The sequence below is a fragment of the Pseudoflavonifractor phocaeensis genome (assembly GCF_016901735.1).
Taxonomy (GTDB): domain Bacteria; phylum Bacillota; class Clostridia; order Oscillospirales; family Oscillospiraceae; genus Pseudoflavonifractor_A.
Genome location: NZ_JACLZC010000012.1, coordinates 36,421 through 56,258, shown reverse-complemented (window position 1 = coordinate 56,258; position 19,838 = coordinate 36,421). Strand labels below are relative to the sequence as shown.

Below are 19,838 nucleotides of genomic sequence, written 5' to 3'. Positions count from 1 at the left end.
GGTTGTGGAAGGAGCAGTTTACCTCTCTCTTTATGCTCCTCTTTTGGCCCCAATATGATACAGACCCGGCTTACGCTTGATGCATAAGCCGGGTTTTTCGACAGACTGAGCGGAGCGCTCGTGTGAGCGCTCCGCTCTGCATTAAGTATTCCTTTATGCGTGGTGTTGGGATCTGGCAGAGCCGTGACCAGCTTGATGCGCCTGTCCCTGATTCAGCCGGTGTAGGCATCCTCCGCCGTATTCTTGAAATTCTGCTTTTCCAGCCATTCCCGTTCCTCTTCGGTCTCGGGGATATCGATTCGCTCGATCTTGAAGATCACCGGCCGGGTCCCGTCGTTGCAGCAGGCGATCATCATCCGCTCATCATTGGTCCACTTGTGCATGATGGATCCGCCCTGGAGGGCTGTGTAGACATACCGGCTGATGGCGTCCCACGCTTCCCCGCAGAATTTCCCGTTCATCAGGTGGTAAAAATCGTCTCGCTCAGCGGTACGCTTGAGCAAAAAGGTATCTCCCTTCTGAAAGCAGGGACAGGGGCCTGACTTGGGGTCTGCGAGATACTTCTCCTGGTACTCCGGGAACACTTTAGTATCCAATACTGTAATTCTGCATTCGTGCTGCATGGTTTCACCCTCCTTGGTATTTTACATTCCGTCCGGCAGGATGGGGCAGACTGCCTTTTGTCCCCATTGTATCTGGGAAAGGCTCTGCTGGCAAGAGGATCAGATCGGGACATCAGGCATATCAGTTTTTAACAAGCTATAATCAAAGAAATAGGCGCTATAAAGCATGTTTAAAAATAGGCCTTTGAACCAACAAACGAGAGATACGGGCTATAAACAAATCCTAATACTCAAAAAATACAATTATTATAAGAGAAATGAAAGCATTTAACACTAATTTCTCAAATCTTTCTCACTTTAGTACCTTCTTCAGAAGAATTTCTTCCTCCACTTGTGATGGCCAATTTTTATAAAAGTATATAACTATTTTCCAATCTTTAAGAGAGTTGTCCGCGCTTTGAGAAGTTATTGGTAATCTTTTTGCGATTATTCGTTTCTGATTCCTAAAACGACTTAAAGAGGTTCTCGGCAGTTTTTATAGGTATTTATAGTAGTTTATAGCCATTTCTGCTCTAAGCCGGTTACTTTTTAACACTCTTGTTTCCGCTGTTTCCGTGTACTCCGACGCTGTCTGTGGTCTTACATGTGGTCAAAGAGCTCTTCTTGACCAGGTGCAGCAAAACTGCAGTTGCATGGTCAGAAGGGCTCTTTTTCATGTTAAGGTTTTGGGTATTTTACCTCTGCAAAGTCTGAGAGGCAAGTCTTTTTACATCAGGCATATCAAATTTTATTATGCAATAGACAAAGAATAACCCGCTGAATGTAACATCCACTTAAGGGAACGACAAACTTTTTCTCTGGCTGCACAAGCAGTCATTCTATCCGCTTAGCGCTTTCCGGAAGCATAGTCTCCCATATTGATGTCCAGCACTCCTCTGGGCGGCTGGATCATGGCATCCTCATACTGACACTTCCACTGGATCTCCCGGCTCATCTGTCCATTCTCCACACCATCTACGGTTTCCCCATCCTGAATGGGGTTATCATGCTCCAGAATATAGGACGCAACATTATAGGCGTGGTTTACCACCCCGTTGGGGTCCATGCCATGGAAGTGGTACTGGAGATCCGGCAGAAACAGAGTGCTCATGCCCACCGTGTCGATGAGCATATCTTCGGTGCCCTCAATGTTAAAGAAGCGGACATTGACGCCAAAGCGGATGAACCGATCCGAGCCTTCAATCTGATGGGAACGCACATCCTCCGCCAGCAGGAGCTTGCCGCAGCTCTGGAAATAGAACGCCTCACAGGTGGGGTACAGCTCCGCAAGGGCCTCCACGAAGTCGGCGTCCAGGTTGGCCCGCTCCAGCGCCGGAAGCGCCGCAGCCAGCATATCGGTGGCCACCACCTGATACCGGCACTCCCGGAAAATCCGCTCTCGGTCCTCCTGGCAGTCCCACATCTGACTCATCAGGAAGGCGTCAAAGCCTTTACCCTTGAATTTATCGCATTTCATTACCATCAGCTGCACCGGGCATTTGCCATCCTGAAATTCCGCGATATGATCCAGGGCGGCAAAGCCGGCCATCTTTTTATCACGGCAGAAACACTCTACAGCGCCGATGTGCTTTTCCATCACAGCGGTCATTTCGTCCTTGTCCGGCATGTCCACCGGCTCTTTGAACAGCATCTGAATGAGATAGGGGCCACCGGGCTGGGGGCCTTTTTTGTCATTCAGGTTTTGCTGGAACACTTTATTGCTCATACTTGTCCCTCACTTCTCCTGATGGCATCCTCGATCTGCCTGCTGGCGGCATCCATGTAGAGATACACCCCATCCCGGTCGCAGTGGTACAGGTTTGAGTAGCTCGTACTCTCATTGGGGTGGATAGGGTTAGGTTCCACCACCTCAGTGGCTTCCAGCAAACCGACACCCAATTCTGCCGCAGCGACAAGCGCCTTTTTCAGCACCGCAAGCTGCCCATCGCTCCAAACTCCCTCCAGATCTTCCAGCACCTTTGGTTCCTGCTCCAGATCCCGGAGGAGCTGTGTGACCTGATCCCGAGACAGGTACACACCGGAGCAGTAGTTTTCGATGATCTGATTTTCTGCCGGATTGGGAAAGGCTGTTGGCACCACCTGCGCCCATGGGGTGAAGTACCGGACATATTCCGGCTTCTCCTCCATCAGAAGGGAAAAACTGCTCCCTCTGGTGTAATAGTAGTCCCGGAAGAAGCCTTGGATCACCGCAATGTAAAAGCCATGGCTCTTATCAAATAACTCATCAGGCTTTGTCTCCGCCCCGACTCGCAGGGTGTCCAGATATTTTTCCGCGTAGAAATCCTCCATTCCGTGCTGTGAGGCAAGGGTCAGCACCTTTTCCTCCTGCCCCTGCTGTATCCAGGTAAGCGGAGTGAAATACCACTCCCGCATTTCTTCCGGTGAAATCGGATGAAAACTTACATCATATCCCATAAAATCCCTCCTCAGTAATCCAGTAAAATGGGCACCCGCTGTTCCTCGGCAAACCGCATGGCCCGCCAGAACATGGAGAAGGCAAACTTGGCCAGGGATTGGGTGTCATACTGAGTGTGTTCCGGGATGTCCGCCTTGCTATACTGTCCATCCGAGCCTACGGTCCCGTCTACCGGGTATCCCTCCGTGTCTGCCCAATCAAGGATGGTATCCTCATCGGCCTGCCACGCCAGCTGGTTCAGCTTCTCCAGCTCCTTCCGCAGTCCGCCCAGGGTGGCGATCATCGCCTGATCATCGGTGGGCAGAGGTGCCTGAAAGAAGAAGGCATCCGCCAGAGGCAGCCACCAGGTAGCCCCACGGAACAGGGACCACACCCGCTCCTCATCTGCCGCAAGGCGGGCGACCAGAGGATGCTCCCCGAAGTTCCAGTCCTTCTCCACAGTGGGGGGCATCGGCTCATCGTATGTATGGCAGGCGGCCACCAGCAGCATAGCACCGAAGGCATCCCAATCCGGCTTGTCGGTGTAATAGGGTTTCTCATTATCTTCAGGCCAGGGGGCGTAGGGGGGCTGGCCCGGCTGAGAAATGGCGCTCAAGATCTGATCCCGCCAGTTCTCCACCGCCGCCTGGACCTCTGCCGTGGACATTTCTTCCCCGTTATCAGCAGGTTCTCCATCCGGCGTGATCCGGTTAAAGGCGTATCCGTTTTCCTCCGCCCACTGCTGAACAACAGTTCTCCAGTTGTGAGAATAGTACCGGGTCAATGTTCCGGCGTAAATATCAAGACCCATGGCAATACCTCCCTCAAAGTTCCCCACAAGGTATCCTTGCATTTTCATAGCAGGAAATCAGCTCCTCCAGCCATTTGTCCGAGTAGCCCAGCCGTTTGCTGTCTGCAATCAGTCCAAAGTCGTCAGAGATGTACCCTGCCAACTCATCATTCTCCGATTTTTCGTAGACGGTGATGTATGCTTTCTTCTCTATTTCTCGGGTATCAGCAACCGTTTTTCCCTTTTTCAGTTCTTCGAGAGCCTGATAAACCCTGACCCATTCACTGTCAAAAGGATCACTGTCTCTTTGATCTAAGAAATCGTCTATATCGAGTTCTTCATAATTGATTTGGCTCAGTTTATCAAGCAGCTCATACATTTGCTTCTCCCACATAAATTTCACCACTTATTCCCACTCAAAGGGTTCCTTTAAGTCATATTTCTCCATGATCTTATTTTCCAGAGCTTCATAGGCATCCATATCCTCTGGCTGCGCTGGAATACCCCTTTTCCACCAATAACCGTTCCCATAGTAGAAAAACATAGCCCAGTAATAAGGCAGGTCATGGCTGAATACCGCCACTCCCAAGGCATCGGCCACTGGCTCTGCCAGCGGTGAGCGTTCCACTGTCTGGGAGGCTTCCTCATAGGAGATCCCCACCAGCTCCACCAGCAGGTGCTTCACCAGTTCACAGAAGCTGTACTGGTTGAATATGACCTGACCATCCTCATCTTTGAACACAAGTCCATCTCTCACCATGGCATTTCTCTCCGTTTCTTAACCTGCATCCCTGGCAGGGCATAGTCCCGTCAAGTCATTTCATACAGCAGGGCAGCGTCGTCCTGCACCAGTTCCAGATGGGAGCGCAGCGTTTCAAGTCCGCTTTGCACCGCCTCGGTGGGCAGATCCCAGTCTGGGGCAATTTCAGCGGCCAGTTCCGGGAGGGCCTGCTCCCGCAGAGCTGCCAGCAGTTTAGACGCCAGATCTCCCTCCAGCAGAGCGCAGTCCAGGGTCTCCTCCGTCTGGGGAGCGGGAAAACGGACATCCAGACTGAGCTCGCTCTCACACCAGTCCCAGATGGCCATATAGACCGTACCGGAGCAGTCACCGTTGGACAGTTCCTGCCGCCGGCCGTCGTTGAGACGATAAAAGGATGCGACCTGTGACATAGTGGTTCCTCCTGAATGTCATTCTTGTTCCATCAGCCCTTCTGCCTGCATCCGGATTACATAGAAAGCCCGCACCCAGTCCAGCTCCTGCTCCATGGATTCCTCCAAAGCCAGCAGGCGGCGCTTTCCCAGCCTGCGGTCCAGGAGAGCAAAGATACGGACAAGGGGATTCTCGCTGACAAGGCTTTTCTCAATGCTCTGGTTATCAAAGATACCAAACGCCTCATAGAACACCTTTTGGTCAAAGGTACCCTGCTCCAGCGCATAGGCATGAGCCTGGTTGATGGCCTCTTTTGCGGAGTCGCAATCTTTCAGCGTTGTGGACCTTAAATGATGAAATTTCGTCCACACATTCTCAAAATAGGTGTAGTAGTTGCTCCGCAGCACTTCCACGCCGTCCATGCGAATGGCTGCCCGGCCCTCATGGTCAGCACTTTTGCTGTAGCTGGTGGCAAAATACTGGATGTGGCCCCAGAGCGCCGGACACAGATAGTCATTCTCCAATTTGTTCCGGATTCCGCTCCAAGTTGGCATAGCGACCGCCTCCTTTCTGTGGTTGTTAGTATCTTTGACTTTGGCAGAAGCATTTCCCAAACAAAATGGAATTCGCTACTTAATAAATTTGATTGCCAATTTATATACTTGATTAATTTCTTTGCTATCCAATTTCCAACTGTTCAGTTCACTTTCAATCAACTCTGGTAATTTTTTGCTGATATCTCTTAAAGCATTACCGACGGACTTCCTGACATATTCGCTGGAGTCCTCTTTCAAACCAGATAACCGTTTAATCGCTTCCATAGGGTTCTCTTTGAAATATGGTCTGCTCGTCCAAATCCGCAAACCTTCTGTAACAGCCCTCCGGGTATTGGGATTGCTGCTTTTCATCCATTCATCAATCGTTGGAAGAGCATTTTGATATCCTTTTCGCTTACAGAACTCATCAAACGACTTTGCTAATATCTTCTGAACTCTCCAGTCATCGTCTTTCGAGACCTCATCTCTCATGAATACTAAAATGTCATCATCTTCTGATAAGTAGCCCAAAAGGAATACGCCATACATTCTTACCTGATATACTTCAGATTTGTACGCCAAAAGCGCCAACTCTTTGATGTATTCACGATCATGAGCCTTATAATCATCCAAAGCTCTTTTTTCTTCAACCTTAAAGCCATTTTCTATCAAGGAAAAGTCGTGCTCTAAGCTCTCAATGTCTTCTCTCAAGTGAACTCACCGTCTTTTAAAGTCAGTTTTTTGGTCAACATTATACCGCATTTATATACTGCACCCACCAGTCCCGATAGCGTTTTTCATGGGCGATGTTTTCAGTGCTCATTGAAATACCTCGCCAATTTCTTCTCCATCAGTTCTGTCACATCATTGCAGAGGCGCTTTACCTTGTCCTGCTCATGGGCGTAGTACCAGATGGTTTCCTCTCCGGGGCGGAGCAGGAGCTGGTCGCCATCCGCTTCTTTCCAGAACTCGCCCAGCACACAATACCGCTCTCCATAAATGGTCAGATCAAACATCCCGGAAAGGGTAAGGATCACGCCTGTGGATACATTGATGCCTGCGGTCAGCAGGAAAAACTCCCGCACCTGGGACGGGAGCGTGAAGTCCAGCGTCCTTTCTCGGCCTGCGATTTGCTCCTCCGTGGCGGCAGGCTGGATCTCATCAGTGGGGTCCAGCACCTTTGCCAACGCCTTGGAGAACTTGGGGTAGCGTCGAAACAGCTCCGGGTTGTCGGCCTTGAATTTCGCTTGCTTTTCCCGCTGTACTTGCTTCTGTTCCTCGCAGAAAGCGTCCAGCTCCGCCAGATACCGCTCCTGGTAGAGATTGCTGGCCTCAAATGCTGTGCCGCTCTTTTCCAGAATGGCTATAGCTCCCTTTTGGCTGCCAAACACCGGGACCCACTGAAAACCGTGTCGGCAGGGCTTCAGTTTCAGAAATTCACCCCGACTCAGCAGGACTTCCAACTCCGTCTCATGTTCGTCCCACCAGCTCCTCCAGGTTTCGGGAGTTTCCCGCCCCTCGACCAAGTCCAGGAGTTTTACTGCCAATGATTCTTTGTTCATAGGTGTCCACGCTCTTTCTCCGCCATTACGATACTTGTGATTCCATGACTTCGCCATTATCGTTGATATAAGTGTAATGAATAAAATCCTCGTCCACAAGCAACAGGTATGGACTGAAAACTTCCCATGCATCATGATCGCTCATGATGTCAGAATACTTGCCAAATACATAAATCTGAAATAATGCGTCAGTTCCCATTAAGAAGCACAAGTAGACATTTCCATGGGGATATGGGCAAACTTCTTGGACCGCCAGCTGCCCCGGCTGCTCAAAATTGAGTTTTGAGATAAAGGCTTCAATTTTGAGCGCTTCAGCTTCATCCACGTATCGGTATTTTTGAGAAAAATGTTCAATGCTTTTTGTAAGACGGTCCTTGTATTGCTGTATCTCTGCTCTTTTCTGCCTTTTCTTGAGCTGCGCTTTTTTCTGAGCCAATAGCTCTTTCCTCTCATGATCCATAGGTCACTTCTCCGTTTCAGAGGGCGCAGGAATAGATGCTCATGGCCCCGTAATCGGTGTGCAGGACAAGCCCGCTTTGGGTAAAGGCAAAATTCACCTGCCGCACCACAAAGGGGTCATCAATGGTGGCCAGCAGTTGGCCGTTGCCGGTATCCCATACTTCTATGGGAGAGTTGCCACGATCCTGCTGAACAGCCATCAAGCTGCCCCTTGTCCGTACCATGCAGGTATCTGAAAAATTCAGCCCCTGCCGGACAGAAAACGGGAACGGATTGGCCATCTCCTCTCCGGTCTGGGTCAGATAGAACTTGCCGCCCACCGAGAAGCACTGGTCATCCGGAGAGAAGAAGGGATGCCAGCCCTCATTGGGGATCACTACTTTTTGGGCGGACTTCAGATCGACCAGCACATACTCACCCTCGGTGACGCGGTAAGCCGCTTTGCTCTGCCGAGGAGAGAGCATCCCGAAGCAGTAATAGGCAAAATTCGGATTCTTAGACTTCTTGCATTTCACGCCTTCCCGCCACACTTCTGTGTTGCTGCCAAAGTCAAAGACGACGATCTCCTCGCCTGTGTACCACAGGGCCAGGTCCCCGCCGGCATCCAGCATGGTCTTCATGCTGTTTTTCTTGTTGGCAAAGGGCGTGATCTCATGAGTGCGGAGTGAGAACTGCTGGAGGAGATAGCTGTTGTTCAGCAACAGAGTATCATTGGGGCAGAGGACCTGCTCATAGGTCATCCGCTTGGCACCCAGAGAGACTGTTTCAAGAATCTCCCCGCTGCCATCAAGGTGATAGAGAATCTCGTCCTCAAAATCTCCGGCCGCTCTCGTCAGGAAGAAGTCATCCCGTGTGAGGGCGGCAGCCAGGGGCATAAAACCGTTGCTGTCCTTACCGACAAACCGATGGCACCGCGCCTGCCCAACAGCGGCATCCCGATTCTGATAGACAAATCCTTTCCTCATCTGGCTCATCATGGCGCTGGCCGTCTTGCTCTTGACCTGGAAGGCGGAGTCGCACAGGATCTCCTTGACCTTCCCGCCATTCAAGCAGGTTCGGATGGTATGTCCGTCAATTTCAATTCGCCACTGCTTATTTGTGGCGGGGTTGAGGAAGGTTTTAACAATCATGGCTTTGGCCGTTCCTCCTTTCGGATCAGGATGCTTTTTCCCTCGGAGTTGATGTCATAAAGGTCATCCAAATGGATATGGAATCCATCCTCACGAACGGTTTCCGCCATACCCAGAGCGGCTTTCGCCAATAGGAGCAGCCCCGCCCGGTTTCCCGTTAGCTCCAATTCGTTTCCATCGGCATGAGTGGTAAAGGAGAGGTGAGCTTCCGGTTCCACTGGAAGGATGGGGAGTTGTTCATCATTCAGTTGAATGGTCAGTGTTTTGGTTTGCATCGCCATGACCCCCTGCATCAATCCCACCAGAGATACCAGACAGTGGACTGCCGCAGCACATCAGCCAAAGCGCCTACAGTGGCGTCTTCCGGTCCCTGGTCAATGACATCGGGGCAGAAGCCATACAGTTCCACCGCCACATCCATGGCCGTCTCCTTGTGGACGGGGGCCGGGAGCAGGAATTCTAATTCATCGTGGCTCATGGCGGCAGGCACCGCGCCGTGCTGCTCGAACCAGTATTTGGCCGCTGCCATCAGCTGGGGTGTGTCAGGGCAGTCGTTCCAGTTTCCGAAGGGCAGGTAGGCGAAGATCTCCCAGGGATTCTTCACCGGGATCTTGGCCAGGATAAGCGGATAGGTCATCTCCGTATCATCATCCCAGTAGCTGGAGAAGCGGTCGTTTGGTTCTCCGCCTTCCATCTCGCCCAGGATTTCCTCATCCCAGTCCATATCGTCATCCTCGGCTTCTTCCTTGCGCTGGCCGATCAGTGCCTCCAGGACCGCCTTGCTGTCCTTGACAGGTGCAGACAGTATCTTCTTCCGGTAGTCGGCTACCTTGTCCGGGTCGAAAGCATAGTCGTCCTCACCATCACTGTCCGGGTCGGAATTCATAATGAGGCACTCCCACAGGGTTTCGTCATCCGCCTTGATGAGCACTGGCACAAAGCCTTCTTTGACACTTTCCCGTTTGGCATAGCTGTATGCCGACATGATGGGATCATCGTCCTTCATGGAGGGGAAATAGGTGCATTCACAGTCCAGATACTCCATCAACGCCTCAGCCAGTTCGGAGGGTTCCAGCGTGTCCTCGTCGAAGTCCTGTCCCTGCCAGTTGGTGAAGCGTTCCTCGATCACCTTTGCCATGGCCTGGTAGTAGTCCTCGTCAAAGGGGATGAACAGATAGGCTTCGTCTTGAAAATCCTCAGAGTGATACTTTTCTAAACCGAAGTATTCCAAGGCATAATCATCAATATCGCTGGGGAAGAATGGACTTTCCTGACCATTGGAATATGCACCATAGTAGTAGGAGGCAAAGGCGCGACCAATCTTGTTGAACATCGGGCCCACCAGCTGCCCGTCCAGTTCATCCCGGAGAAACGCCCGCAGATCCACGCCGGCAGGATCAGCCTTGACCTTTTCTACTACCTCTTTGTACTCCGCGAGGAATTCTTCACCCATCAGGTCATGCTCCATGCACCAGCGCAGGTAAATGGCCATGTGATTGTAGGCGCTCAGCTCATCCACCGGCAGATTCTTTTCCTGAATGGTTTCCAGGTGCCAGTCAGCGCAATCCATTTCCATCACGCCGCCGTCCTCCAAGCTGCCCAGCTTGCCCATGGTCATGGCGTTGGGACGGGTATTGTAAGTCACAAAGCTGATGCCGTCCATTTTGTCCAACAGAGCATCTGCGTCATGCTCCATTTTATATTCCAATTCCTCTCGGTAGAGGGGGATCACCTGATAGAAGTTGACCTCCTCGCCGCCCGGCAGGATGCAGACCTCGCTGCCATCTTCGGTGTCCTGGGGACCGGTCAGCATGGCGGCGCACAGCTTTGTGCCCTTTGCGAAGTCCTCCTCATTGTCCATGGTATGGCCGAAGCCCAGCCAGGTATCGCTGGCAATGGGCAGGCGGGCCAGGGTTTTCAGCAGGCGGATAGGCCAGTACCACCGCTCATTCTTCAGATCCTCATGCTTTAGCTTCCAGTTCCCTGGCAGCGCAATGGCCAGCTCCGCCCGCTCCAGCTTGTATTCCGCCAGTTCTTCGGGCACATTCATCCGGTGAGCGCCCATACCCATGGTGACCAGGGTGTAGTAGTTCCGTTCCTTGGAGGGCGGCACCACGCAGATGTCAACATGGATGTCCGGCGAAGACAGCTCATGGAACACATTCTCGAACTCACCGAAATACTGCTGGATGTGCCCCTCGACTGCCTCCATCTCCTCCTCGGTGTAGACCTCGGGAACACCGGATTCCTTATCCTCGGGCGCTTCGCCATCCGGGTCATCGTCATCATCGTCCGGGTCACCGTCCGATGACGCCCAGGAGATTTTCAGAGTCATCTGCTCCTCCGGAAGACCGACGCCAGGGCTGCGGGTGATGGTGTGCTTATCGTCTGCCGCAAAGCCGATGGTCTCCCCATCGTGGAGTTCCACATCGTTCTCCAGCACATAGGACACAAGGCTGGCCAAAAAGTCCCGCAGATCGCTCGGCTTGGCATCGGTGCCCAGCACCTCCATCTCTTCCTTACCAAACGATTCCAGACCATAGGTGTAGCCATTCATGCCATTCTCATCCCGCCAGAGGCCGAACCAGATCCAGTTGAAGATGGGCAGTTCGTCCTCGCACATCTGCTCGGCAAAGCCCTCATAGAACCGGGGCTCAAACACCACGCCGCTGGTGTAGATGCCGGTGGCATATTCCTGCCGGCAGCAGGCGGCCACCACCTTGGTGAACAGCTTGCCCTTTTCCAGCAAATCCTCCTCTTTACCCAGCACTGCTACCATCAGGTGGGCACGGTGCTCTTTGGCTACCTTGACCGCATCCTCCCACATATAGTTGTTTTCCGCGTTGCCCTCGGCCTCGCCGCCGGGGATAGGATAGGAGGCCAGACTGACAGCGGCCAGCATATCGCCCACCTCAAACACCAGTGCGTCGTCGTCCTTCTCCTCGCTCTCGTCGTATTCATCCACGGCGATGTCCCACTTTTCCTTCATGTCCCGGATGAACTGCTCTTTGTCCCATTCTGCCTTGGACAGCAGCACAAAGCCGGTGAAGACGCCTGTGTGGTCACTTTCGTCCTCGGACTCTGCCTCGGCCTCAGCCCGCTTTGCGATTTTCTCCTGACACGCTTGAATCACCGCCGGGGCGTCGTCGTCCTCAATGTCCAGCTCGGCCCACCGCTGGGCGTAGGGAATGGCCTTTTCCTCCTGACCATAGAGATACTGATAGGCATACGCCATCCGCATATTCCACTGGGCCTTATCCTGGCCCTCTTCCCGGACGGACTCCAGCACCTCAATGGCGCGCTGTAGGGCCTTATCTCCCTTATAGTTAGGGGTCCCCTCATCGTGGTCCCCAATGATGGCGTAGTTCTCCAGCGCCCGTGCCATGGCATAGGCGGTGCGATAGTTTCGCTGATCCTCCGGGATGGCGTTGAGTGCCTGGATGCAGCGGGTGTACTCGTCCTCGTCGTTCCACTGCTCCAGCTGCTGGAAAAATGCTTCTTCGTTCTGCGGGGTGTAGGGGATGTAGTCCATGCCCGCCAGCGTCTCGTCCAGCTCAGGGGCCTGCTCCTCCTCGGACGGCGTTTTCAGGTTCACAGTGCCCGCTTCCCGGCGGAAGGTGTGGAAGCTGGCCCATGGGATGTCGCTGTCCTCGAAGAATTTCTTGGCCATCTGGAGCGCCGCTTCGATGTCCCAAGCGATGAAGTCCACATAGCCGCAGAAAAGGCCGGTGGCTCCGCCGGTGAGGGTGAGAACCTCCGGGCCGTCGCCGGTGGTGAACACTTCTTCCAGCTTGTCCCGAAAGTCGAAAATCTTCTCCGATCCTTCCTCCTCCCGCAGGGTATCCAGGGGATAGCAGAAGAAGCCGGCCACCGCACCGTCGGCATGGAGTGCGTCCATGAAGTCATTGTCGGCATCCAGATAGCCGTTGATCAAGGGCGCACAGCAAGTGGAGCCGACCATCACATCCAACCGCCAGTCGGCTTCTGGGTCCTTGTTGGGTTCCATTTTGTAGCCAAGGTAGCTGTTCAGATAGGCTTCCGGGTCGGTGGAGAGGTTCGCTCCCTTTTCTTTCAGTTTGTCAGGCAGCTGGGACAGGAGGAATGACTGCTCCGCCTTGGGCTCCTCCAGCACATTGAAGTCATCAATGTACCACATGTGGGAGATCTCGCCCAGCACTTGGTCGGTGAGGGTGGTGAGCATCCACCAGACCCGGCCTTCCGCCTCCCGGAGCATGGGAAGCAGCTTTTCGCAGTAGGCGGAGATGGAGAAGCTGTTTTCACCCTGCTCCTCCAGCCAGATCTGCACATCATCCCCGGAGATGTCCCATCCATCCTCGGTACGCAGACCGATGTTCTGGAGGGGCTGACGGCCCACAAGGATGTTCCAGTGCTCCAGCACCTCCTTGGGGGCGTGCTTCTGGAAGTAGATCAGCTCAAACAGCTTGACCTTGTTACCCTCTGGAGTGAGGATCAACTCATACTTTTTGCCATTGAAGCCCATCTCGAAGGAAATCTCATCAAAGACCAGATTCAGGGTTTCCTGCATTTGGGCCACGAGTTCTGCGCCGTGGGTGTGGTCCTTGTCGTCGTCCATCATCTGGCGCAATTCTGCTTCCATCTCGGCAAAGGTTTCCCACCAGTCCTCTGTCCGCTCCCGGAAGCACTCCGAAAACTGCGGCAGGGAGATGCCCTTCTTGCACGAGTCGATCAGTTCCTCAATGTCCTGTCGGGTGTTGAGTTTCGGATCATCACCAGGATGCAGTTCCAGTGCTTTTTCAAAATACCGCAGAGCGCGGCCCTCCTGATCCAGATAGAAATAGGAATAGCCCATGCGGAAATTCCAAGAATAAGTATCTCCCAGTTCCTCCTCGTGGGGCTGCATCAGCTCCAGTGCTTTTCGCAGCAGCTTTCTGCCCTCCTGACTTCCGGGATTCCCCAAATTGTTGTAGGCTCGCGCCAGCTCCATATCCATTTCCGGGGTCCGCTCCTCGGCAGGGATGGCCTCCAGCGCGTCAACGATTTTCTGGTGTTTGTCCTCCTCATGCCACTTCTGGCACTGCTGTAAAATATCCATATCCGGGTCCTCCTCGTTCTCATCCGGTTTCCAGTCTTTGATCTGCTGGAACACGCCATTTTCATCCCGCTCAAAGGCGCAGGGGGCGGGCGTATGTAGCAGCGCAATGATGTCGGGATCGTCGTTGCAGATTGTGTTCAGCTTGTAAATCCCGGCATTGTTGGGGTCGTCCATGTACGCCTCGCTCTCATCACCGGCGGTGAAACGCCAGCCGCTGTCCCAGTCGCCGTCCGGCTTCTCCCGGTAACAGTAGCCAATCTTGCAGCCCTCCACCGTGATACGGTTGGTGGCAATGCAGCCATCGGCACCCTCCCAGTCAGAGAGTAGAGGTTTCACATCCTCCGCCTTCACATGGTAGTCCCGGTTGCGGCCAGCGGCCTCGTACAGCTCCTTCCGCAGCGCCTCCACATCCCGAGCCATCTCCTGGATCTCCTCGTCGTCCATCATCTCACTGAGGTCATATTCCATCGGGTTCTGGGCAAAATCCGCCAGGGCCTTGTTCATGGCGTCGTGCTCCTCTGGCGTGGCGGTGATGCGGATGCGGCGGGAGGGGGTGTTGTACTCGTCCAGATCCTGGAGGTTCACACTGCCGCTGACGCTGCACTCCAGCAGGATGGCGGCCAGGTCGGTGACCACATCAATGGCGAAGTGAAAGTCCATCTCCACGCCATCGGAGTGTGTAAACTCCAGATACTCCACGGTCTGGCGGAAGTCCCAGTTCTGCTTGTCCAGCCCGATCTTGGCGAAGATCTCGCTGAGGGGGATCTCCTCCTTCTTCTGATCTACCAAAAAGGCCACAAGGTTCAGGCTGTCATCCGAGCCTCCGATAAAGTTGCCCCAGTATTTTTTGATATACATGACCATCCTCCTCACTTGCGCGTCAAAGTTCCGTTATCAATAAGGGCAGCCTCCCGGATGCGCCGGAGGGATTCCGGCTCCAGCAAAAACTCCCGCAGGTTCGGGTCCTCAAAGAAGGACATGGGACGCACCTGCGTCGGCCCGGCAACTGCCCACAGCCGCGATGTTGCCAACCGCTCCGCTGTCTGGAGCGCCTTCTCCCGTTCGCCTAAATAGAGATAGCGGGCGATTGCGTCCCGATAGGAGGAGTCAGCCATGGGCACGCCTTGAATCTCCTCAAAGAGATCTACGGCATCCCTGGCGGTTCCGAACATACAGCAGTGGTTATAGAGCTTCCGCCTGGCATCGGGATCGTCTGGCGAGAGCTTTTTATTCTGTTCCACCAGCTTTGCCCAGAGCTGCTCCTTCGTTTGAGGTTCCTCCGGTTCATGGTAGGGGTAGTTCTTGTCGTTGTCCGCAAAGGGCATAACGCCCCGCTTGAGGTAGTCCATCAGAATGTCACAGAACCGATCCCGCTGGGGGAGGCTGTTCTCAGCACGGATGCGCGCCTGTTCCTTCGTCAGCGCCTCCATCAGCTCCTGCTCCCGGTGGAGCCGGATGGCGGCCACCGTCATGGCGGTCATGTGTTCATCGCTCACATTGCTGTAATACCACTCCTCCAGCCAGGGAAGGATGGTCAGATCCAAAGCCAGCGCCTTTTCATAGTCCAGGTTGAAATAGGCGACCTCAGCCTTGACCGCCGCAACCTGATGGGGGTATTGATCGGCAAAGGTCTCCAGGGCATCCAGGGCCCCTTCCTTGCCGTCCATGACCTCATAACAGGCCATGCGGAATTTTTTGGGCAGTTTGATGACATCCATATTGACGCCTCCTTTATCCTTTTTTCTGTAAGTAGTAAGTTCCACACCGGTCTCACAGCCGAGTGTCCAGGTTTCCTTTCTAACAGTCCGTATCCACCCGGATAATAGGCCGGTAGAAGTCATAGTCGCCGTTCAGTTCCTTGTCCTCCTGCACTTCCGGCTTGCGGTGGGGCGAACAGGGCAGGAAACCGAGGAAGATTCCAAGTCCTCCGCAGATGTTGCACCCGCCGTCGCCGCCGCAGGTGGTAAACTGTTCGGCCTTCACGATCTCACGCATATAGGGGTCATAGGCGATGGACAGGCCGAAGAAGTTGGGCTCCTCCATGTCGTAGGGCCGATCCTCGTCCTCCTCCATATCCTCGAACCAGTGCAGATGCATGGAGTAGTCCATTCCATCCCCCCAGGGGAACAGGGTGCGGCACCCGCCGCCGCACAGATAGGCCCACTCGTCCGCCGTAGGCAGCGAAAGTCCCTGCTTTTCCAGCCCGGCAAGAAGCGCATCGTAGTCTGTGCGGTTATAGATGCAGATCTGAAAGCCCTTTTCCGTCCGCTCAATGCGGGCCGACTGGTGCATAGTAAGGCTGTCAAGGTCACTCCAGGCAAACTCCCGGAACTTCTTCAGCCAGTCAGGGTGGGCGATCAGCCTGGGATCGTCCATTGTGACCGGCTCCCAGCACAGTTCCTCCAGCTCCCGGCCCACCAGCATAGGGCCAATAGTTGCCTGCCGAACGGGAGCCGTGCTTTCCCGGATCATTTCCTCTGAGTCCTGTTCCATCTCCCATTCCTGAAACAGATCGTCCAGTTCCTCTCGGCTGTCCTGACTGAGCCCTACGGCGAACCGTTCCCAGCCCAGGGTGACGGTATCGCCGGGAACGAAGACATACTCCCGGCCATCTTTCTCGAATATGCCGATGGTGCTGCTCTGGCCCCAGCGGTCAAAGGTATGTAGACCGAGAAAAGTTATATTATACCGAGCAGCAAGGCTTTCCATCAGCGCCTGTTTCTCGGTGGTTTCCAGTTGATCGAATTGGGTGCGGAATAAATTTTCGTTCACAGTAGTCCTCCTTCGATCCTTTCTGCGTGTTCCAGCAGATAGCGCCGGCCATCCTGCTTGGCCTGCTCCAAGTATTGTGGAAGCAGGCCGGAATGGATGGCATCCAGCGAGACCAGAACCGCGATCCGCTGGTATTCCTGTAATTCGAGGGAATAACAGTTCCGCTCCCAGAACAGCGGAGCGAACTGTTCCACACAGTCAGGACGCAGAGCGGGCATCGCCAAAAGCGCCCGCCGGCTCACATATTCATTGGGGTCCTTTGCGAAGTCCAGGATCATGTCTTTGACTTCCTGGCTGCACGGACATTCTGGCAGATAAGCGGCAAACTGCCACTTGGCCTCACTCTCATTGGAGGCTGCGGCCCTGAGGCAGAGGCGCTCGAACCATTGGGGATGGGAAGTGGTCTCCTGTATAAACCCCTCCGCTTCGTTGTCCCTGGCGATCAGATAGACCATTTCATCCAGTAGAACGCTGTCTGCCGTTTCTGCATCCATTTGGGTCAACACATGGCAAAAGGCACTGTAAGTGTCATTCCAGTATGGATAATCGACTTCCCACTCACCGCCGAGCTCCTCGCTGGTTTTGCCGGGATAAGTGGCTTCCTGCCATTGATGGAACTTTATTGCCTGCTCCAGCAGGCGTTCACGAATGCCCTTTGCCATGTGCTCACCTCACAATTTTCCGAAATGGTCCAGATATAAATCCCGCACAGAATAAGGGCCTACAAGGTTCGTTTCCTGCCGGCCATCCCAGGAATACACATGAATTTTGCCCTCGTCCCCAATGTACTGTTGCTCCTCAAAGGGTGCGGGAAAGGGAAAACTTTCCACCATGCTCCAGTCAATCTTGGGTTTCAGCCCATCAAACTCCTCGCGTTTGAGCCTTTTGAAGTTAAACACCAGTGCTGCCCCAATCCCATCAAACAGCAAGTCTGCGTATTCTCTGGGGGTGATGCTCTCGCTCACATTGGCGGCATCAACATTCACATCCAGAACCTTGTTGCCGCAGTTTGTCCAGATTTTATCGGGAGAGAACCAGGTGGTGCGTTCCTCAGAACCTGCAAAGTCCTCACGGGGATACCATCCGTTTGCGCTGTCCGGCTTGACGCCTTCCCGAAGCGTCCCGTTGTACGGGGAAAGCGGATAATATCGGTGCCGCACCGAATCAAATCGGCCAAAGGCAATTTTCAGCAGATACTTGTGCTTTTCGCTGCGCATGAGCTTATGGGGCTTCACGATATGTTCTTCGATCAAACTCCAAATGTACTCATCCACACGGATGGATACACGGGGACGGCTGAATAGTGTGATTTTGTTGGTGTCTGTATCCACATTGAGCCAGACACGATTGATCTCAACCATTGTCATTCCTCGCTTTTACCAAGTACCCCGCCATAGAGAACACCGTTTTTTCCGAGGAACAGCATCTGGCTGCGAAGCAGGCTGCACTGCTCCACAGCGACCTTGTTCCCGTCACAGGTGGGAATAGCCTCCTGTTTTTGCCCAAGGCGATCACCATGAGCGGTAAGGAAGTAGAATTTGTCCCGTTGCTGGTATCCGCCTTGAAACAGGAAGGCATTGCCGGCCGGGGCAACAGAAAAAGCTCCGCTTCCTTCGATTGGCAGTTCAAACACAAAGTCCTCTTTGAAGTTCGTCCGCACCAGCCGGAATTCATCGTAATAATAAAACCACAGGTTTTCTTCTTCGTCCAGGCTGATGGCATAGCAGTCATAGATGGAATACTTCTCATTTTTCCAGAGAGGAGTTCCCCCCGATGTCCATGCAATCAGGCCGCAAGCGCCCAGAGGTTCATCCCAACCGTAATTACCAAATACACCTTCGTCAAAGTAGCTGGTAATGATGGTGCCATCTTTTTTTACCACACAGTCTTGAATGCCATCCCCCAGGCAGAAACGGGACAGCACAGCTCCGTCCCGGCTGACGATCCAGGCGTTCTGGTCGGGGCCGTTTTCTCGATAGGCGCATCTTGCCCCCAGCAGGAGGAAGTGGTCACCTGCGGGCCGCAAATAATGGAACTGGAACTTCAAGAGGCCAAGAGGAAACAGCGTCGTTTCCAGCACCCGCTGTTCCGCCCAATCCAGCTGGATTTCCACTGCGGTATAGGTGGAAGGAGTGCTGAGCCAGTCCTTACTCTGTGTTTCGGACGGCTGTTCCATGAGAAGATAGACTTTTCCATCCCTTGCCGTGAAAAAATCTGTCACTTCTGTGCCCTCCAGATGGTTTTCCCGGCGCAGCTGGTCCAGGTCAATGATAGAGAACAACGGCAAATTTTTGGCTTTTAAGGATTTGTTCATTGGGATTCCTCCTGGTTACTTTAACGCTCCATCATAGGTGTGAGTTTCCCAGATGGCCTCAAATTCTGCTTTCTCTATTACACAGGCGTGGAACTCCTCGCCCCAGACATGGGCGTTCAATTCCTCCACGGTGGGGATCGGCGTAATCTCAATGGCACCGTCGTAAAGGTCAGGGATGTTACGGGTGCGGCCATCCGCAGAGATGTCAATGGAGCGGAGGGCCAGCCGCTCATTTTCGGTATCCACTTCATAGAGGATGACCGCTGGTTCACCCTCCGGTGCGCCCTCCCAAAAGAGCTTGATGTACTCGATCATTCCATTTCCCTCATTTGAACCAATGCCACCCCGTCATGGTGCCGGTTACCTCATCGATCTGTACCGCAATATCATAATTGCCGCGACAGCCCAGCAAGGCCGCAAGATGATCATTTTCCATAATCAAATCATAAAACTCAACCGCTATACCTTGGAATTCCTCTGGGATCTCCAGCACAGAAAAGGAATCCACTGACTGAGCATTTTGGAAAAATTCAATGGCCGTTTTACTGCATTTTACGATAATCCCTGTTTGAGTGGTCAACTCTTTCATGCTTTCGCTGCCTCGCTCATGTTCAGATACATCCCCATCGTTTTTTCATCGGCACAGGCCGCCCGGATCATTTTGGCCAGCATCATCAGATCGTCGATGTATTGGGAATAGACGCAGAACACATCCTCGTCGGAGTCGAAGTGAAACAGATCCTCACCGCTGTTGCCTTCCTCGAACTCCCGGATCACACCCCGGACCAGCCGTTCCCAGTCTCCGCTGCTGCCGGCCAGCCCCAGCCGGCAGAATTCTTCTACCCGGAATCCGTCGTTGACTTTCAGCAGAAGGGAGATGGCATAGGGATGGTGGGGAATGAGAAAGAATGGCGCGATCTGCTCCGGCTTCACCCAGATTTTGAAGGGCGGACGCGGATCGGGTATCCAGGGCAGCATCTCCCACTGGTCATCCGGTCTGTTTCCGTATTGGGAAAAGTCTTTCATGTAATCC

General features: G+C 53.5%; 22 protein-coding genes. All 22 read right to left on the bottom strand.

Features of this window, described 5'->3' with window-relative positions; genetic code table 11:
* Positions 1-212 precede the first annotated feature (212 nt).
* Positions 213-623, bottom strand: coding sequence for a TIGR04076 family protein (locus H7U37_RS04505; protein ID WP_204873954.1), 411 nt, complete (start codon positions 621-623; stop codon positions 213-215).
* Positions 624-1,449: 826 nt separating this feature from the next.
* The gene (locus tag H7U37_RS04500) at positions 1,450-2,328 is read right to left on the bottom strand and encodes a DUF4261 domain-containing protein (protein WP_204873952.1); all 879 of its coding nucleotides are present in this window, start codon (positions 2,326-2,328) and stop codon (positions 1,450-1,452) included.
* Positions 2,325-3,038 (bottom strand): hypothetical protein, encoded by a 714-nt coding sequence (locus tag H7U37_RS04495; protein WP_204873950.1) that lies wholly within the window; start codon positions 3,036-3,038, stop codon positions 2,325-2,327. Before H7U37_RS04495 ends, H7U37_RS04500 begins: the two co-directional genes overlap by 4 nt.
* A gap of 11 nt (positions 3,039-3,049) precedes the next feature.
* Positions 3,050-3,829, bottom strand: coding sequence for a hypothetical protein (locus tag H7U37_RS04490; protein WP_204873948.1), 780 nt, complete (start codon positions 3,827-3,829; stop codon positions 3,050-3,052).
* Positions 3,830-3,842: 13 nt separating this feature from the next.
* Entirely contained in the window at positions 3,843-4,187 is a 345-nt protein-coding gene (locus H7U37_RS04485; protein WP_204873946.1) for a hypothetical protein, read from the bottom strand.
* A 27-nt stretch (positions 4,188-4,214) separates the two neighbouring features.
* Complete coding sequence (locus H7U37_RS04480; protein ID WP_204873945.1) at positions 4,215-4,568, bottom strand: hypothetical protein; 354 nt, start codon at positions 4,566-4,568, stop codon at positions 4,215-4,217.
* A gap of 50 nt (positions 4,569-4,618) precedes the next feature.
* Positions 4,619-4,978: a hypothetical protein gene (locus tag H7U37_RS04475; RefSeq protein WP_204873944.1), complete on the bottom strand. Its 360-nt coding sequence runs from the start codon at positions 4,976-4,978 to the stop codon at positions 4,619-4,621.
* 18 nt (positions 4,979-4,996) lie between these two features.
* Entirely contained in the window at positions 4,997-5,512 is a 516-nt protein-coding gene (locus H7U37_RS04470; RefSeq protein ID WP_204873943.1) for an SF0329 family protein, read from the bottom strand.
* A 75-nt stretch (positions 5,513-5,587) separates the two neighbouring features.
* Complete coding sequence (locus H7U37_RS04465) at positions 5,588-6,205, bottom strand: DNA alkylation repair protein (protein ID WP_204873942.1); 618 nt, start codon at positions 6,203-6,205, stop codon at positions 5,588-5,590.
* A 101-nt stretch (positions 6,206-6,306) separates the two neighbouring features.
* Positions 6,307-7,041 carry an SMI1/KNR4 family protein gene (locus tag H7U37_RS04460; RefSeq protein WP_243414234.1) on the bottom strand — a complete coding sequence of 245 codons (735 nt, stop codon included), beginning with the start codon at positions 7,039-7,041 and terminating at the stop codon, positions 6,307-6,309.
* Positions 7,042-7,081: 40 nt separating this feature from the next.
* A complete protein-coding gene (locus tag H7U37_RS04455; protein ID WP_204873940.1) occupies positions 7,082-7,516 on the bottom strand; it encodes a hypothetical protein in 435 nt (144 codons plus the stop codon).
* Between the two features lie 16 nt (positions 7,517-7,532).
* A complete protein-coding gene (locus H7U37_RS04450; protein ID WP_204873939.1) occupies positions 7,533-8,645 on the bottom strand; it encodes a hypothetical protein in 1,113 nt (370 codons plus the stop codon).
* Positions 8,642-8,926, bottom strand: a complete 285-nt coding sequence (locus H7U37_RS04445) for an Imm32 family immunity protein (RefSeq protein ID WP_243414233.1) — start codon at positions 8,924-8,926, stop codon at positions 8,642-8,644. Before H7U37_RS04445 ends, H7U37_RS04450 begins: the two co-directional genes overlap by 4 nt.
* Before the next feature lie 11 nt (positions 8,927-8,937).
* Positions 8,938-14,577, bottom strand: a complete 5,640-nt coding sequence (locus H7U37_RS04440) for an immunity protein Imm33 domain-containing protein (RefSeq protein ID WP_204873938.1) — start codon at positions 14,575-14,577, stop codon at positions 8,938-8,940.
* 11 nt (positions 14,578-14,588) lie between these two features.
* A complete protein-coding gene (locus tag H7U37_RS04435) occupies positions 14,589-15,437 on the bottom strand; it encodes a hypothetical protein (RefSeq protein ID WP_204873936.1) in 849 nt (282 codons plus the stop codon).
* 79 nt (positions 15,438-15,516) lie between these two features.
* A complete protein-coding gene (locus H7U37_RS04430; protein ID WP_204873934.1) occupies positions 15,517-16,491 on the bottom strand; it encodes a hypothetical protein in 975 nt (324 codons plus the stop codon).
* Positions 16,488-17,153 (bottom strand): hypothetical protein, encoded by a 666-nt coding sequence (locus H7U37_RS04425; RefSeq protein WP_204873932.1) that lies wholly within the window; start codon positions 17,151-17,153, stop codon positions 16,488-16,490. Before H7U37_RS04425 ends, H7U37_RS04430 begins: the two co-directional genes overlap by 4 nt.
* Before the next feature lie 9 nt (positions 17,154-17,162).
* On the bottom strand, positions 17,163-17,852 hold the full coding sequence (locus tag H7U37_RS04420; RefSeq protein ID WP_235964228.1) for a hypothetical protein: 690 nt from the start codon (positions 17,850-17,852) through the stop codon (positions 17,163-17,165).
* Positions 17,853-17,854: 2 nt separating this feature from the next.
* A complete protein-coding gene (locus H7U37_RS04415) occupies positions 17,855-18,805 on the bottom strand; it encodes a hypothetical protein (protein ID WP_204873930.1) in 951 nt (316 codons plus the stop codon).
* 15 nt (positions 18,806-18,820) lie between these two features.
* Complete coding sequence (locus H7U37_RS04410; protein ID WP_204873928.1) at positions 18,821-19,120, bottom strand: DUF6881 domain-containing protein; 300 nt, start codon at positions 19,118-19,120, stop codon at positions 18,821-18,823.
* Positions 19,121-19,130: 10 nt separating this feature from the next.
* On the bottom strand, positions 19,131-19,394 hold the full coding sequence (locus tag H7U37_RS04405; protein ID WP_129872284.1) for a S6 modification enzyme RimK: 264 nt from the start codon (positions 19,392-19,394) through the stop codon (positions 19,131-19,133).
* On the bottom strand, positions 19,391-19,831 hold the full coding sequence (locus H7U37_RS04400; RefSeq protein WP_204873926.1) for an immunity 51 family protein: 441 nt from the start codon (positions 19,829-19,831) through the stop codon (positions 19,391-19,393). The genes H7U37_RS04405 and H7U37_RS04400 overlap by 4 nt, the downstream gene beginning before the upstream one ends.
* Positions 19,832-19,838 lie beyond the last annotated feature (7 nt).

Bases quoted from the DNA above. Each gene is read 5' to 3' on its own strand.
- H7U37_RS04505 (WP_204873954.1), bottom strand. From the start codon at position 623: ATGCAGCACGAATGCAGAATTACAGTATTGGATACTAAAGTGTTCCCG.
- H7U37_RS04500 (WP_204873952.1), bottom strand. From the start codon at position 2,328: ATGAGCAATAAAGTGTTCCAGCAAAACCTGAATGACAAAAAAGGCCCC.
- H7U37_RS04495 (WP_204873950.1), bottom strand. From the start codon at position 3,038: ATGGGATATGATGTAAGTTTTCATCCGATTTCACCGGAAGAAATGCGG.
- H7U37_RS04490 (WP_204873948.1), bottom strand. From the start codon at position 3,829: ATGGGTCTTGATATTTACGCCGGAACATTGACCCGGTACTATTCTCAC.
- H7U37_RS04485 (WP_204873946.1), bottom strand. From the start codon at position 4,187: ATGTATGAGCTGCTTGATAAACTGAGCCAAATCAATTATGAAGAACTC.
- H7U37_RS04480 (WP_204873945.1), bottom strand. From the start codon at position 4,568: ATGGTGAGAGATGGACTTGTGTTCAAAGATGAGGATGGTCAGGTCATA.
- H7U37_RS04475 (WP_204873944.1), bottom strand. From the start codon at position 4,978: ATGTCACAGGTCGCATCCTTTTATCGTCTCAACGACGGCCGGCGGCAG.
- H7U37_RS04470 (WP_204873943.1), bottom strand. From the start codon at position 5,512: ATGCCAACTTGGAGCGGAATCCGGAACAAATTGGAGAATGACTATCTG.
- H7U37_RS04455 (WP_204873940.1), bottom strand. From the start codon at position 7,516: ATGGATCATGAGAGGAAAGAGCTATTGGCTCAGAAAAAAGCGCAGCTC.
- H7U37_RS04450 (WP_204873939.1), bottom strand. From the start codon at position 8,645: ATGATTGTTAAAACCTTCCTCAACCCCGCCACAAATAAGCAGTGGCGA.
- H7U37_RS04445 (WP_243414233.1), bottom strand. From the start codon at position 8,926: ATGGCGATGCAAACCAAAACACTGACCATTCAACTGAATGATGAACAA.
- H7U37_RS04440 (WP_204873938.1), bottom strand. From the start codon at position 14,577: ATGTATATCAAAAAATACTGGGGCAACTTTATCGGAGGCTCGGATGAC.
- H7U37_RS04435 (WP_204873936.1), bottom strand. From the start codon at position 15,437: ATGGATGTCATCAAACTGCCCAAAAAATTCCGCATGGCCTGTTATGAG.
- H7U37_RS04425 (WP_204873932.1), bottom strand. From the start codon at position 17,153: ATGGCAAAGGGCATTCGTGAACGCCTGCTGGAGCAGGCAATAAAGTTC.
- H7U37_RS04420 (WP_235964228.1), bottom strand. From the start codon at position 17,852: ATGGTTGAGATCAATCGTGTCTGGCTCAATGTGGATACAGACACCAAC.
- H7U37_RS04415 (WP_204873930.1), bottom strand. From the start codon at position 18,805: ATGAACAAATCCTTAAAAGCCAAAAATTTGCCGTTGTTCTCTATCATT.
- H7U37_RS04410 (WP_204873928.1), bottom strand. From the start codon at position 19,120: ATGATCGAGTACATCAAGCTCTTTTGGGAGGGCGCACCGGAGGGTGAA.
- H7U37_RS04405 (WP_129872284.1), bottom strand. From the start codon at position 19,394: ATGAAAGAGTTGACCACTCAAACAGGGATTATCGTAAAATGCAGTAAA.
- H7U37_RS04400 (WP_204873926.1), bottom strand. From the start codon at position 19,831: ATGAAAGACTTTTCCCAATACGGAAACAGACCGGATGACCAGTGGGAG.